Here is a 13,037-nt window from a genome sequence, read left to right as displayed (position 1 = left end):
CATGTCGACACCTGAGATCCCGTCCGTGAATTTTTTTAGTCTGTTTCGTCGGGGACAGCATTACGCGAAGACGTGGCCGATGGAAAAACGCCTTGCGCCCATGTTCATTGAGAATCGCACAATCCGCGCCACGCGCTACGCGATTCGCTTCATGCCTCCTGTCGCTATTTTTACCCTCTGCTGGCAAATTGCGCTGGGCGGACAGCTCGGCCCTGCCGTGGCGACGGCGCTTTTTGCGTTGAGCCTGCCGATGCAGGGGCTGTGGTGGTTAGGTAAGCGTTCAATCACACCTCTGCCGCCTTCTATTTTACACTGGTTTTATGACGTTCGCGGGAAACTGGAAGAAGCCGGTCAGGCGCTCGCTCCGGTTGAAGGCAAGCCCGATTATCAGGCGCTGGCTGACACGCTTAAGCGAGCTTTTAAGCAACTTGATAAAACATTCCTCGATGATTTGTGATTGATCATCGAAACGACTAATAAAAGAAGGCACAGTAACACACCGTTACCGTGTCTTTTTTTTCAAGTGCCATGCGCTACAGGAGTCGAAAGATGGAAATGACCCATGCTCAACGTCTGATTTTGTCCAACCAGTACAAAATGATGACTATGCTTGATCCCGATAACGCTGAGCGCTACAGCCGCCTGCAGACCATCGTCGAACGCGGCTTTGGTTTGCAGATGCGTGAACTGGACCGCGAGTTTGGCGAGCTGAAAGAAGAAACCTGCCGCATCGTGATCGACATTATGGAGATGTACCACGCGCTTCACGTGTCCTGGACCAACCTGAAAGATCAGCAGTCCATTGACGAGCGCCGCGTCACTTTCTTAGGCTTTGATGCCGCAACGGAAGCGCGCTATTTGAGCTATGTCCGCTTTATGGTGAATACAGAAGGGCGTTATACGCACTTTGATGCGGGCACCCACGGCTTTAACGCGCAGACCCCTATGTGGGAAAAATACCAGCGCATGCTGAGCGCATGGCACGCCTGCCCGCGCCAGTACCACTTAAGCAGCAACGAAATTCAACAAATCATTAATGCCTGACGGAGGTGCGTGTGCAGTGTAGAGGTTTTCTGTTTGATCTGGACGGTACGCTGGTGGATTCGCTACCGGTTGTAGAGCGTTCATGGTGCGATTGGGCGGACAGACATGGCATCGACCATCAGGACGTGCTGAATTTTATCCACGGCAAACAGGCCATAACCTCGCTCCGGCATTTCCTGGCGGGACGCTCTGAGGACGAAATTCAGGCAGAGTTTAAATATCTGGAACACATTGAAGCCACCGATACGGACGGCATTACCGCGTTACCCGGTGCTCGTGAACTGCTTGAGCATTTGAATGAAGCGCAAATTCCGTGGGCCATTGTCACCTCCGGCTCGGTTCCCGTGGCTCACGCTCGTCATAAGGCGGCGGGTTTACCCACGCCGGACGTGTTCATTACCGCTGAGCGCGTGAAACGCGGCAAACCGGAACCTGATGCCTTTTTGCTGGGTGCAGAACTGCTGGGCATCCCCCCGGCGGAGTGCGTGGTGGTGGAAGATGCGGCAGCGGGCGTGCTGGCCGGATTGAACGCCGGCAGCCACGTTATTGCCGTCAACGTTCCGGCCGATTCTCCCCGTCTGGACGAGGCGGACTTTGTGCTCAATACGCTGACCGCGCTTGATATCGCTAAGGCGCCAGACGGTATTGTAACCGTCTCGCTAAAAGTGTAATCCCATGATTTAGCCCCACGCTGCTGGGGCTTTTTTATGGCACAATTTCGCATCTCTCTCTGACAAGGACATGTTGTGAACGGTGAACTGATTTGGGTGCTCAGCCTGCTTTTAATCGCCATCATTCTGTTTGCTACAGGCAAAGTGCGCATGGATGCCGTCGCTTTGTTTGTTATCGTTGCGTTTGCGCTGAGCGGTACGCTCACGCTGCCGGAAGCCTTCTCGGGATTTAGCGATCCCAACGTCATTCTGATTGCCGCGCTGTTTATTATCGGCGACGGGCTGGTGCGCACCGGCGTAGCAACCCTTGTGGGGGCATGGCTGGTGAGGGTGGCAGGCAACAGCGAAACCAAAATGCTGATCTACCTCATGCTAACGGTCGCCGGGCTGGGAGCCTTTATGAGCTCGACGGGCGTCGTTGCCATCTTTATCCCGGTGGTGTTGAGCGTCTCCATGCGCATGCAGACCTCACCGTCGCGCCTGATGATGCCCCTGAGCTTTGCCGGGCTCATCAGCGGCATGATGACCCTGGTGGCCACGCCGCCAAACCTGGTGGTCAATAGCGAGCTGATACGTGAAGGGCTGGAGGGCTTTAGCTTCTTCAGCGTCACCCCGCTTGGGCTGGTCATTTTGTTGATGGGTGTGGTGTATATGCTGCTGACTCGCTTCGCCCTGAAAGGCGAGAAGCAGGACAAAACTAAAGATGGCTGGAAACGACGCACCTTCCGCGATCTGATCAAAGAGTACCGTCTGGCCGGCCGCGCCCGCCGTCTGGCCATTCGTCCCGGTTCGCCAATGGTCGGCCAGCGCCTGGATGACCTGAAGCTGCGCGAACGGTATGGCGCGAACGTGATCGGCGTAGAGCGCTGGCGTCGCTTTCGCCGGGTCATCGTCAACGTGAACGGGGTGTCCGAATTCCGGGCGCGTGACGTTCTGCTGATCGATATGTCCACCGCAGAGGTCGATCTGCGTGAGTTTTGCAGTGAGCAGCTGCTGGAGCCGATGGTGCTACGCGGAGAGTATTTCTCCGACCAGGCGCTGGATGTGGGTATGGCGGAAGTGTCGCTGATCCCGGAATCGGAATTGTTGGGCAAAACCGTGCGTGAAATGGGGTTCCGTACCCGCTACGGTCTTAATGTCGTCGGCCTGAAGCGTGATGGTGTGGCGATGGAAGGGGCCGTGGTGGATGAACCTATCCTGCTGGGCGATATTTTTCTCGTGGTGGGTAACTGGAAGCTTATCAGTCAGCTCGGCCAAAAAGGCCGCGATTTTGTGGTACTCAACATGCCCGTTGAGGAGAGCGATGCCTCTCCGGCCCACAGCCAGGCGCCTCACGCCATTTTTTGTCTGGTGCTGATGGTGGCACTAATGCTCACCGACGAGATCCCGAACCCGGTGGCGGCGATTATTGCTTGCCTGTTAATGGGCAAGTTTCGCTGTATTGATGCCGAGAGTGCCTATAAAGCAATTCACTGGCCAAGCATCATTTTGATTGTCGGGATGATGCCATTCGCCCTTGCCCTGCAAAAAACTGGTGGGGTGGATTTAGTGGTTAAAGGGCTCATGGACATCGGCGGGGGATACGGTCCGTATATGATGATGGTGTGCCTGTTCGTGATGTGCGCCACGATAGGGCTGTTCATTTCCAATACCGCCACGGCGGTGCTGATGGCGCCCATTGCACTGGCGATGGCGAAATCGATGGGCGTGTCGCCGTACCCCTTTGCGATGATGGTGGCGATGGCGGCCTCTGCGGCGTTTATGACGCCGGTCTCTTCGCCGGTTAACACGCTGGTACTGGGGCCGGGGAATTACCGCTTTAGCGATTTCGTGAAGATTGGCGTACCGTTCACCATACTGGTGATGCTGGTATGTGTGGTGCTGATTCCGGTGTTATTCCCGTTTTAGCGTGAGCGCAGAAACGTTGGCCGGGTAAGGCGAAGCCGCCACCCGGCGAAAAATTACAACGGAGAATCCTGGCTGATCTCATCCAGCGATAAATGGAAGCTCGGCACAAACACCTGCATAAAATAATCCATCTCTTCGCTGCGGCGGGATTCCAGCGTCTTCTCCAGACGCGTTTTGGCCAGTAAAAATTCGTTATTCCCCGCGGACAACTCTTCCAGACATTTCAGATAGGCACACAGCGCGTCCGCCTGCTTCACCAGTGACTTTTCCTCTTCCGTATACTGATGTTCGTCAATCAGCGGCTCAAAGACGTCACGTAGCTCTTCCGGAACCATCTCAATCAGCTTTTGCTGGGCAATCTTCTCAATGGCCTTATATTCCTGTGCAATCTGCGAGTTGAAGTATTTCACCGGCGTGGGGAGATCCCCGGTCAGCACTTCGGACGCATCGTGATACATCGCCAGCAGCGCGATACGTTCCGCATTGACCTGACCGTTGAATTTGCGGTTTTTAATGGCCGCAAGGGCATGCGCGACCATTGCAACCTGCAGACTATGTTCTGAGACATTTTCGGTGCGCACATTGCGCATCAAAGGCCAGCGGTTGATGAGTTTCAGGCGGGAGAGGTGGGCAAAAAAATGACTCTGACTCATAGGTTACCTTTTGTCTTCACTGCGACAGACTTCATTGTGCGGGGAGGGGAGGGAAGATGCAAATTTGCGGATTTTGAAGGCCGGGTTAGCGTAGCGCCACCCGGCAGAATGATTGTGTTACTGGTGGTAGCCGGAGAGGAATCGCCCGAAGCGGCTGATGGCCATTTCGAGGTCGTCTTCGCGCGGCAACGTCACGATACGAACGTGATCCGGCCATGGCCAGTTAAAGGCCGTGCCCTGAACCAGCAGCACTTTTTCCTGCAGCAGGAAATCAAGCACCATTTTTTGGTCATCGTGAATGTTGAAGCGCTTCGCGTCGATTTTCGGGAACATGTAAAGCGCACCGTTAGGCTTCACGCATGAGACGCCAGGGATGTCGTTGATCAGCTCCCAGGCGCGGTTACGCTGTTCGTACAGGCGGCCGCCGGGCACGATGAACTCGCTGATGCTCTGATAACCGCCCAGCGCCGTCTGGATCGCGTGCTGGGCCGGAACGTTGGCACACAAACGCATGGAAGCCAGCATCTCCAGCCCTTCAATGTAACCTTTCGCATGTTTTTTCGGACCGTTGAGGACCATCCAGCCCTGGCGGAAACCGGCCACACGGTAAGTTTTAGACAGGCCGTTAAAGGTGACGGTCAGCAGGTCTGGCGCCAGCGCGGCGATAGAGTGGTGCTGCGCGGCGTCATACAGGATCTTGTCGTAAATTTCATCAGCGAAGATGATCAGGTTATGCTGACGGGCGATCTCCACGATCTCCATCAGCAGCGCTTTAGAGTAGACGGCACCCGTCGGGTTGTTCGGGTTAATAATCACGATGCCGCGCGTACGCGGGGTGATTTTTGCACGAATATCATCGAGGTCCGGGAACCAGTCAGAGGATTCGTCGCAGAGATAGTGCACCGCCTTACCGCTGGAGAGTGATACGGCCGCCGTCCACAGCGGGTAATCCGGGGCGGGTACCAGCATTTCGTCGCCGCTGTTCAGCAATGCCTGCATGGCCTGCACGATCAGCTCAGAGACGCCGTTGCCGATATAAATATCCTCAACGGTAACGTCACGCATACCGCGTGCCTGGTAGTGCTGCATAATGGCTTTGCGTGCGGAGTAGAGTCCTTTTGAATCACAATAGCCTTGTGCAGTAGGCAGGTTGCGGATCACATCAACCAGGATTTCATCCGGCGCTTCAAAACCAAACGGCGCAGGGTTACCAATGTTGAGTTTCAGAACCTTATTGCCTTCTTCTTCCAGGCGTTTTGCCTCTTTGAGAACCGGGCCACGGATGTCGTAACAGACGTTATCTAGCTTGCTGGATTTTTCGATAGGGGACATGAACCTTTAACCTTTTCGCTATTATTGCCGCTCCCTGCCGTGGAAGTCAGCACGGAACAATGTACTCCCCCCTCGCTTCGTTTTGAAGGGTAAACAGAAGAAGATTTTGTGCAATAGAAAAAATTCTGTTGAATCTCTTTCGCTGCCTGCGTTGAAATTTTCTGGTCTAAAGTTATGCATGAAAGCGTTTTATTAGGTTAATTGTGCTGTTAATTTTAATCTTTGTTGCATATTGTGCTATTAAAAATAAAATAGCGGCCAGGGTTAAGGCGGAAGTTTACCTGAGTGACTTTTCGTAAAATCTGAGTGCTTCAATAGATCACGCTGTAATAGCAGGCTTTGGTTAAAAGTTGCTCATGTGAAATTAATGTTAAGTGTTATTAATGATTGGCTTTAATCTAAATTAAAATTTATTTATTATTAACCTACAAAATGCAACTTTAGTTAATTTTAATAAAATTAGTTTAGAAGCCTAACAACAACCTTTAATCCTGAATATTGCGATAAGACTTATAAATAAAGTGGATTTGAGTTAAGATGTCTTTAAGGAAAGCAGAGGAAAGACGTATGTGATTTGTATATCTTGCCCTGATTTTCTGAATTAATTGATTGTTATTGTTGGAGTTATCTCTGGCTGGCGTGTGCAAAGCACAACCTGCAACGTTGACAGCGCTGCGATAAAGATGGCAGAAAAGGTGTCATACCTTTAATGTAATTTACATTAACCTGCGATCATCTAAATATCCTGAACGTTTAAGAGAATAAAAATAACGTCATGAAACGTGCTTTCTGACTGTTGATATATACACTAAAGCAGCACAATAACTATCTGTCAGGCAGTCTGCCGGGCCGGGATGCGAGGGAAAACTCCAGAAGGAATTGCTTAACTGTTACACACAGCTTCAACCCGGGCAGCTCCGCACGAGCAACCTGAAAGTGAATAGATATGATAAATGCAAATCGTCCGATAATGAATCTCGACCTCGATCTGCTGAGAACGTTTGTTGCGGTCGCAGACCTCAACACTTTTGCAGCAGCTGCTGCCGCAGTTTGCCGAACCCAGTCCGCCGTCAGTCAGCAAATGCAGCGTCTGGAACAACTGGTTGGTAAAGAGCTTTTTGCCCGTCATGGCCGTAATAAGCTCTTAACGGAACACGGTATTCAGCTACTGGGTTATGCCAGGAAAATACTTCGCTTTAATGACGAAGCATGTATGTCATTAATGTTTAGCAACCTTCAGGGTGTGCTAACGTTAGGTGCATCTGATGAGTCAGCGGATACTATATTGCCGTTCCTTCTTAATCGAATCAGTTCGGTTTATCCGAAGCTTGCGCTGGATGTTAGCGTGAAGCGTAATGCTTTTATGATTGAGATGTTAAAAGAGAACGAGGTTGACCTCGTGGTCACCACGCATCGTCCCGGCCAATTTAATTGCCTGACGCTGCGAACGTCTCCTACGCATTGGTATTGCGCGGCGGAATATGTGCTTCAGCAAGGCGAGCCGGTTCCTCTGGTCTTACTGGACGATCCGAGCCCATTCCGCGATATGGTGCTGGCGGCGCTCAACGAGGCCAACATTCCGTGGCGACTGGCGTATGTGGCCTCCACATTGCCTGCCGTTCGCGCAGCGGTCAAAGCCGGCCTTGGCGTAACGGCGCGTCCGGTGGAGATGATGAGCCCGGATCTGCGGGTGCTGGGAAAATCCGATGGACTCCCTCCGCTGCCGGATACGGAGTATCTGCTGTGCCACAACACGTCCAGTAACAACGAGTTGGCGAAAGTGGTGTTCGAAGCAATGGAGAACTACCATAACCCGTGGCAGTTCGAGCATGTTACCCACGAAGGGGGGGATGACTCCCTGATCGTTGAAGGTGACTTTGAGTGATCGAGAGCTCAAAATTCTGGTAACAAAATGTAAGTGTAAAAAAATGCCACTCGCGCGATTTTCGCATGGAGTGGCTTTTTTTTTGCACAAATTCTCTCCGCTAAAGCGAGTTAAATGAAAAGAGTTCTTAATTATCAATGAGTAAAATACAGTTGATTAAAGTCTGAACAAATTCTTTTCTCACTTCCTTCCCGCGCCAGGCATGTTAATAAAACAGGAAAGATGTTGCCGTTTTACTGGTTGAATTAACAAAAGCGTGTCTCAGATCAAGAAAATACTCCCATTTAGGGGGAGGAATCGTTGGCAAATCCTGTCAAAATAGGAGGGTTATTTTTTTTACTTCCAAAACGGACACGATTCAACAACATGCATTTGACGAAAAGTCAGGTAACCACCAGGGTTAAAGGGCACCAAATGTTAATGAGAATCGCTCGATGTAATTTAATGTGAAGAAACCTTTGTTAAAGTTGACAATAGGTTATAGAAAGGAGTAAAAAACCCCATCATTTTGCTGTCTACGTCTCATTTCTGACAGTTAGTGTAAGGTTATTTGTTCCTCCCCATGAATCGATGTGATGCCCATCTGCCAGCAAGAGCAGTGTCGTTGGTATCACTTTTGATGAGTAAGCAATGAGTATGTCAACATCCACAGAAGTCATCGCTCATCACTGGGCATTCGCAATCTTTCTTATTGTAGCCATTGGCCTGTGCTGCCTGATGTTAGTCGGCGGCTGGTTCCTGGGCGGTCGCGCCCGCGCAAGGCACAAAAACACCCCTTTCGAATCAGGTATTGATTCAGTAGGTTCCGCTCGCTTACGCCTGTCTGCCAAGTTCTATCTGGTAGCCATGTTCTTCGTCATCTTTGACGTGGAAGCGCTTTACCTTTTCGCATGGTCGACCTCCATCCGCGAAAGTGGTTGGGTAGGCTTTGTCGAGGCCGCAATTTTCATTTTAGTGCTACTGGCCGGTCTGGTTTATCTGGTGCGTATTGGCGCGCTTGACTGGACGCCTGCGCGTTCACGTCGTGAACACATCAACCCGGAAAACAGTATCTCTAATCGTCAGCAGTAACAGCGAGGCAATAAGATGGATTATACGCTCACCCGCATAGATCCTAACGGTGAGAATGACCGTTACCCCCTGCAAAAACAGGAGATCGTAACCGACCCCCTGGAGCAAGAAGTCAATAAAAGCGTGTACATGGGCAAGCTCGAACATGCCATGCACGATATGGTCAACTGGGGTCGTAAGAACTCCATCTGGCCATACAACTTTGGCCTTTCCTGCTGCTACGTTGAAATGGTGACGTCATTCACTGCGGTGCATGACGTTGCGCGTTTTGGGGCAGAGGTACTGCGTGCATCCCCACGTCAGGCTGACCTGATGGTGGTGGCCGGTACGTGCTTTACCAAGATGGCACCGGTTATTCAGCGTCTTTATGACCAGATGCTGGAGCCAAAATGGGTTATCTCCATGGGCGCATGTGCAAACTCTGGCGGTATGTACGACATTTATTCCGTTGTGCAGGGCGTAGATAAGTTTATTCCAGTGGATGTATACATCCCCGGTTGCCCGCCACGTCCGGAAGCTTACATGCAAGCGCTGATGCTGCTGCAGGAGTCTATCGGTAAAGAACGCCGCCCGCTGTCGTGGGTTGTTGGCGATCAGGGTGTCTATCGCGCGAACATGCAGTCTGAGCGCGAGCGTAAACGTGGTGAACGTATTGCCGTCACCAACCTGCGTACGCCTGACGAAATTTAATTTGCGCCTGTGGGCCTGGAGAACACCTTCGCATATCACTACTCAAATAGCGCGAAGCCAGGCTTAACAGTCACCACGGACCATTTGCAATGGTGAACAATATGACCGACTTAACCGCGCAAGAAGCCGCCTGGCAGACCCGGGATCATCTGGATGACCCCGTCATTGGCGAACTGCGCAACCGTTTTGGGCCGGATGCCTTTACTGTTCAGGCGACCCGCACCGGGGTACCCGTTGTTTGGGTGAAGCGTGAACAATTGCTGGAAGTTGTCGATTTCCTCAAGAAATTGCCAAAACCTTACGTCATGCTGTTTGATTTACACGGCATGGATGAACGTCTGCGCACGCACCGCCAGGGTCTCCCTGCTGCGGATTTTTCCGTTTTCTACCACCTGATCTCAATAGACCGCAATACGGATATCATGCTCAAGGTGGCATTGTCTGAAAACGACATGCATCTGCCGACGCTCACCAAACTTTTCCCGAACGCCAACTGGTACGAGCGTGAAACCTGGGAAATGTTCGGTATGACCTTCGACGGCCACCCGCATCTGACGCGCATCATGATGCCGCAGACCTGGACCGGCCACCCGCTGCGTAAAGACTACCCGGCACGTGCGACTGAATTCGATCCGTTTGAGCTGACCAAAGCCAAGCAGGATCTGGAGATGGAAGCGCTGACCTTCAAGCCGGAAGACTGGGGCATGAAGCGCGGTACCGAAAACGAGGACTTCATGTTCCTCAACCTCGGTCCAAACCACCCGTCTGCGCACGGTGCATTCCGTATTATTCTTCAGCTTGATGGCGAAGAGATTGTCGACTGCGTTCCGGATATCGGTTACCACCACCGTGGTGCTGAGAAAATGGGCGAGCGTCAGTCCTGGCACAGTTACATTCCGTATACCGACCGTATCGAGTACCTCGGCGGCTGCGTAAACGAAATGCCTTACGTGCTGGCCGTTGAGAAACTGGCAGGCATCACCGTGCCGGATCGCGTTAACGTGATTCGCGTTATGCTGTCAGAACTGTTCCGTATTAACAGCCATCTGCTGTACATCTCCACGTTCATTCAGGACGTTGGCGCGATGACCCCGGTCTTCTTCGCCTTTACCGACCGTCAGAAAATTTACGATCTGGTGGAAGCGATTACCGGTTTCCGTATGCACCCGGCCTGGTTCCGTATCGGCGGTGTAGCACACGATCTGCCGCGCGGCTGGGACCGTCTGCTGCGTGAATTCCTCGACTGGATGCCGAAACGTCTGGCCTCGTATGAGAAAGCCGCGCTGCGTAACTCCATCCTGAAAGGCCGTTCCCAGGGCGTTGCTGCCTACGGCGCGAAAGAGGCGCTGGAGTGGGGGACCACCGGTGCTGGCCTGCGTGCGACCGGTATTGATTTCGACGTGCGTAAAGCGCGTCCTTACTCTGGCTATGAGAACTTCGACTTTGAAGTCCCGGTTGGCGGCGGTGTTTCCGACTGCTATACCCGCGTGATGCTGAAAGTAGAAGAGCTGCGTCAGAGTCTGCGCATCCTTGAGCAGTGCCTCAACAACATGCCGGAAGGCCCGTTCAAGGCGGATCACCCGCTGACGACGCCGCCACCGAAAGAGCGCACGCTGCAACATATCGAAACCCTGATCACCCACTTCCTGCAGGTTTCCTGGGGCCCGGTCATGCCGGCACAAGAATCCTTCCAGATGATCGAAGCGACCAAGGGTATTAACAGTTACTACCTGACCAGTGACGGCAGCACCATGAGCTACCGTACCCGCGTGCGTACGCCGAGCTTTGCGCACCTGCAGCAGATCCCGTCCGCCATCCGCGGCAGTCTGGTCTCCGACCTGATTGTGTATCTGGGTAGTATCGATTTTGTTATGTCAGATGTGGACCGCTAATTATGCACGAGAATCAACAACCACAAACCGAGGCTTTTGAGCTGAGTGAAGCAGAGCGTGCCGCCATTGAGCACGAGATGCACCACTACGAAGACCCGCGTGCGGCGTCCATTGAAGCGCTGAAAATCGTACAGAAACAGCGTGGTTGGGTGCCGGATGGGGCGATCTATGCGATCGCAGAAGTGCTGGGTATCCCGGCCAGTGACGTAGAAGGCGTAGCCACGTTCTACAGCCAGATCTTCCGTCAGCCGGTGGGCCGCCATGTGATCCGCTACTGTGACAGCGTTGTCTGCCACATTACCGGTTATCAGGGCATTCAGGCTGCGATTGAGAAAAAACTCAATATCAAGCCGGGCCAGACCACGTTCGATGGTCGCTTTACTCTGCTGCCAACCTGCTGCCTGGGTAACTGCGACAAGGGGCCGACCATGATGATTGATGAGGATACTCACAGCCATCTGACGCCGGAAGCCATTCCTGACCTGCTGGAGCAGTACAAATGAAAACTGTAATTCGTACTGCTGAGACGCATCCGCTGACCTGGCGTCTGCGCGATGACAAACAGCCGGTATGGCTCGACGAATACCAGAGCAAAAACGGCTATGCCGGGGCGCGTAAAGCCCTGGGCGGCATGGCGCCAGACGACATCGTTAACGCGGTGAAAGAGTCGGGTCTGAAAGGTCGCGGCGGCGCGGGCTTCTCCACCGGTCTGAAGTGGAGCCTGATGCCAAAAGATGAATCCATGAACATCCGTTACCTGCTGTGTAACGCGGATGAAATGGAGCCGGGTACCTATAAAGACCGTCTGCTGATGGAGCAACTGCCGCACCTGCTGGTGGAAGGCATGTTGATCTCCGCGTTCGCGCTGAAAGCGTACCGTGGTTACATCTTCCTGCGCGGTGAGTACATCGAAGCGGCGGAAAACCTGCGTCGCGCGATTGCCGAAGCGACCGAAGCGGGCCTGCTTGGCAAAAACATTCTCGGCACCGGGTTTGACTTCGAGCTGTTCGTGCACACCGGTGCAGGGCGTTATATCTGCGGTGAAGAGACCGCGCTGATTAACTCCCTGGAAGGCCGCCGTGCGAACCCGCGTTCCAAGCCGCCGTTCCCGGCAAGCTCCGGTGTGTGGGGTAAACCGACCTGTGTGAACAACGTCGAAACCCTGTGTAACGTTCCGGCTATCCTCGCCAACGGCGTGGAGTGGTATCAGGGCATCTCCTCAAGCAAAGATGCCGGTACCAAGCTGATGGGCTTCTCCGGCCGCGTGAAAAACCCTGGCGTCTGGGAACTGCCGTTCGGTACCACCGCCCGCGAAATTCTTGAAGACTACGCCGGTGGCATGCGCGATGGCCTGAAATTCAAAGCCTGGCAGCCGGGTGGGGCAGGGACAGACTTCCTGACCGAAGCCCACCTTGACCTGCCGATGGAATTCGAAAGCATTGGTAAAGCAGGCAGCCGTCTGGGTACGGCGCTGGCGATGGCCGTCGACCACGAGATCGGCATGGTCTCGCTGGTGCGTAACCTGGAAGAGTTCTTCGCCCGTGAGTCCTGCGGCTGGTGTACACCGTGCCGTGACGGTCTGCCGTGGAGCGTGAAGATCCTGCGTGCTATCGAACGCGGCGAAGGCCAGCCTGGTGATATCGAGACACTTGAGCAACTGTGTCGATTCTTAGGGCCGGGCAAAACCTTCTGTGCCCACGCACCGGGTGCCGTCGAGCCGCTGCAGAGCGCGATTAAATATTTCCGCGACGAATTCGAAGCAGGCATCAAGCAGCCGTTCAGCAATACCCATTCAATCAATGGTATTCAGCCGAACCTGCTGAAAGCACGCTGGTAAAAACAGAATTTTGATTAACGCTCGAAGCAATTCGAGACAACTGGAAGCATGCTA

Annotated in this window: 12 protein-coding genes; 10 read left to right on the top strand and 2 right to left on the bottom strand. The window is 53.1% G+C overall.

The window, feature by feature from the left end:
* Position 1: 1 nt before the first annotated feature.
* The 4 genes from yfbV to ACQG22_RS16440 all read left to right on the top strand — a co-directional run bounded on the left by yfbV (position 2) and on the right by ACQG22_RS16440 (position 3,623).
* Positions 2–457 carry a terminus macrodomain insulation protein YfbV gene (gene yfbV, locus ACQG22_RS16455; RefSeq protein WP_020690637.1) on the top strand — a complete coding sequence of 152 codons (456 nt, stop codon included), beginning with the start codon at positions 2–4 and terminating at the stop codon, positions 455–457.
* Between the two features lie 92 nt (positions 458–549).
* Positions 550–1,044 (top strand): YfbU family protein, encoded by a 495-nt coding sequence (locus tag ACQG22_RS16450; RefSeq protein ID WP_013098113.1) that lies wholly within the window; start codon positions 550–552, stop codon positions 1,042–1,044.
* 11 nt (positions 1,045–1,055) lie between these two features.
* Entirely contained in the window at positions 1,056–1,715 is a 660-nt protein-coding gene (locus tag ACQG22_RS16445) for a sugar phosphatase (protein ID WP_369706722.1), read from the top strand.
* 75 nt (positions 1,716–1,790) lie between these two features.
* A complete protein-coding gene (locus tag ACQG22_RS16440; protein WP_020690639.1) occupies positions 1,791–3,623 on the top strand; it encodes an SLC13 family permease in 1,833 nt (610 codons plus the stop codon).
* A gap of 53 nt (positions 3,624–3,676) precedes the next feature.
* On the opposite strand, the gene yfbR is transcribed toward ACQG22_RS16440, so the two are convergent.
* Both yfbR and alaA read right to left on the bottom strand, forming a co-directional pair.
* The gene (gene yfbR, locus ACQG22_RS16435; protein ID WP_013098110.1) at positions 3,677–4,276 is read right to left on the bottom strand and encodes a 5'-deoxynucleotidase; all 600 of its coding nucleotides are present in this window, start codon (positions 4,274–4,276) and stop codon (positions 3,677–3,679) included.
* A gap of 117 nt (positions 4,277–4,393) precedes the next feature.
* Positions 4,394–5,608, bottom strand: coding sequence for an alanine transaminase AlaA (gene alaA / locus ACQG22_RS16430; RefSeq protein ID WP_013098109.1), 1,215 nt, complete (start codon positions 5,606–5,608; stop codon positions 4,394–4,396).
* A gap of 946 nt (positions 5,609–6,554) precedes the next feature.
* Here alaA and lrhA point away from each other — a divergent pair.
* The 6 genes from lrhA to nuoF all read left to right on the top strand — a co-directional run bounded on the left by lrhA (position 6,555) and on the right by nuoF (position 12,983).
* A complete protein-coding gene (gene lrhA / locus ACQG22_RS16425) occupies positions 6,555–7,493 on the top strand; it encodes a transcriptional regulator LrhA (protein ID WP_029881734.1) in 939 nt (312 codons plus the stop codon).
* A gap of 630 nt (positions 7,494–8,123) precedes the next feature.
* Positions 8,124–8,564 (top strand): NADH-quinone oxidoreductase subunit NuoA, encoded by a 441-nt coding sequence (nuoA, locus tag ACQG22_RS16420; protein WP_014171000.1) that lies wholly within the window; start codon positions 8,124–8,126, stop codon positions 8,562–8,564.
* A gap of 15 nt (positions 8,565–8,579) precedes the next feature.
* On the top strand, positions 8,580–9,254 hold the full coding sequence (gene nuoB / locus ACQG22_RS16415) for an NADH-quinone oxidoreductase subunit NuoB (RefSeq protein ID WP_003861482.1): 675 nt from the start codon (positions 8,580–8,582) through the stop codon (positions 9,252–9,254).
* A gap of 89 nt (positions 9,255–9,343) precedes the next feature.
* Positions 9,344–11,146: an NADH-quinone oxidoreductase subunit C/D gene (nuoC, locus tag ACQG22_RS16410; RefSeq protein WP_013098106.1), complete on the top strand. Its 1,803-nt coding sequence runs from the start codon at positions 9,344–9,346 to the stop codon at positions 11,144–11,146.
* A gap of 2 nt (positions 11,147–11,148) precedes the next feature.
* On the top strand, positions 11,149–11,649 hold the full coding sequence (nuoE, locus tag ACQG22_RS16405; protein ID WP_003861486.1) for an NADH-quinone oxidoreductase subunit NuoE: 501 nt from the start codon (positions 11,149–11,151) through the stop codon (positions 11,647–11,649).
* A complete protein-coding gene (gene nuoF / locus ACQG22_RS16400) occupies positions 11,646–12,983 on the top strand; it encodes an NADH-quinone oxidoreductase subunit NuoF (RefSeq protein ID WP_003861487.1) in 1,338 nt (445 codons plus the stop codon). The genes nuoE and nuoF overlap by 4 nt, the downstream gene beginning before the upstream one ends.
* Positions 12,984–13,037 lie beyond the last annotated feature (54 nt).

Origin of the sequence: Enterobacter cloacae complex sp. 309I3, from assembly GCF_050031595.1 — a bacterium.
Classification (GTDB): domain Bacteria; phylum Pseudomonadota; class Gammaproteobacteria; order Enterobacterales; family Enterobacteriaceae; genus Enterobacter; species Enterobacter cloacae.
The sequence above is the reverse complement of the archived record's forward strand: the minus strand, read 5'-3'. Positions and strand labels throughout refer to the sequence as shown.

Coding starts and splice junctions, on each gene's coding strand:
- alaA (WP_013098109.1), bottom strand. CDS start 5,608: ATGTCCCCTATCGAAAAATCCAGCAAGCTAGATAACGTCTGTTACGAC.
- nuoB (WP_003861482.1), top strand. CDS start 8,580: ATGGATTATACGCTCACCCGCATAGATCCTAACGGTGAGAATGACCGT.
- ACQG22_RS16450 (WP_013098113.1), top strand. CDS start 550: ATGGAAATGACCCATGCTCAACGTCTGATTTTGTCCAACCAGTACAAA.
- nuoE (WP_003861486.1), top strand. CDS start 11,149: ATGCACGAGAATCAACAACCACAAACCGAGGCTTTTGAGCTGAGTGAA.
- nuoC (WP_013098106.1), top strand. CDS start 9,344: ATGGTGAACAATATGACCGACTTAACCGCGCAAGAAGCCGCCTGGCAG.
- yfbR (WP_013098110.1), bottom strand. CDS start 4,276: ATGAGTCAGAGTCATTTTTTTGCCCACCTCTCCCGCCTGAAACTCATC.
- yfbV (WP_020690637.1), top strand. CDS start 2: ATGTCGACACCTGAGATCCCGTCCGTGAATTTTTTTAGTCTGTTTCGT.
- nuoF (WP_003861487.1), top strand. CDS start 11,646: ATGAAAACTGTAATTCGTACTGCTGAGACGCATCCGCTGACCTGGCGT.
- nuoA (WP_014171000.1), top strand. CDS start 8,124: ATGAGTATGTCAACATCCACAGAAGTCATCGCTCATCACTGGGCATTC.
- lrhA (WP_029881734.1), top strand. CDS start 6,555: ATGATAAATGCAAATCGTCCGATAATGAATCTCGACCTCGATCTGCTG.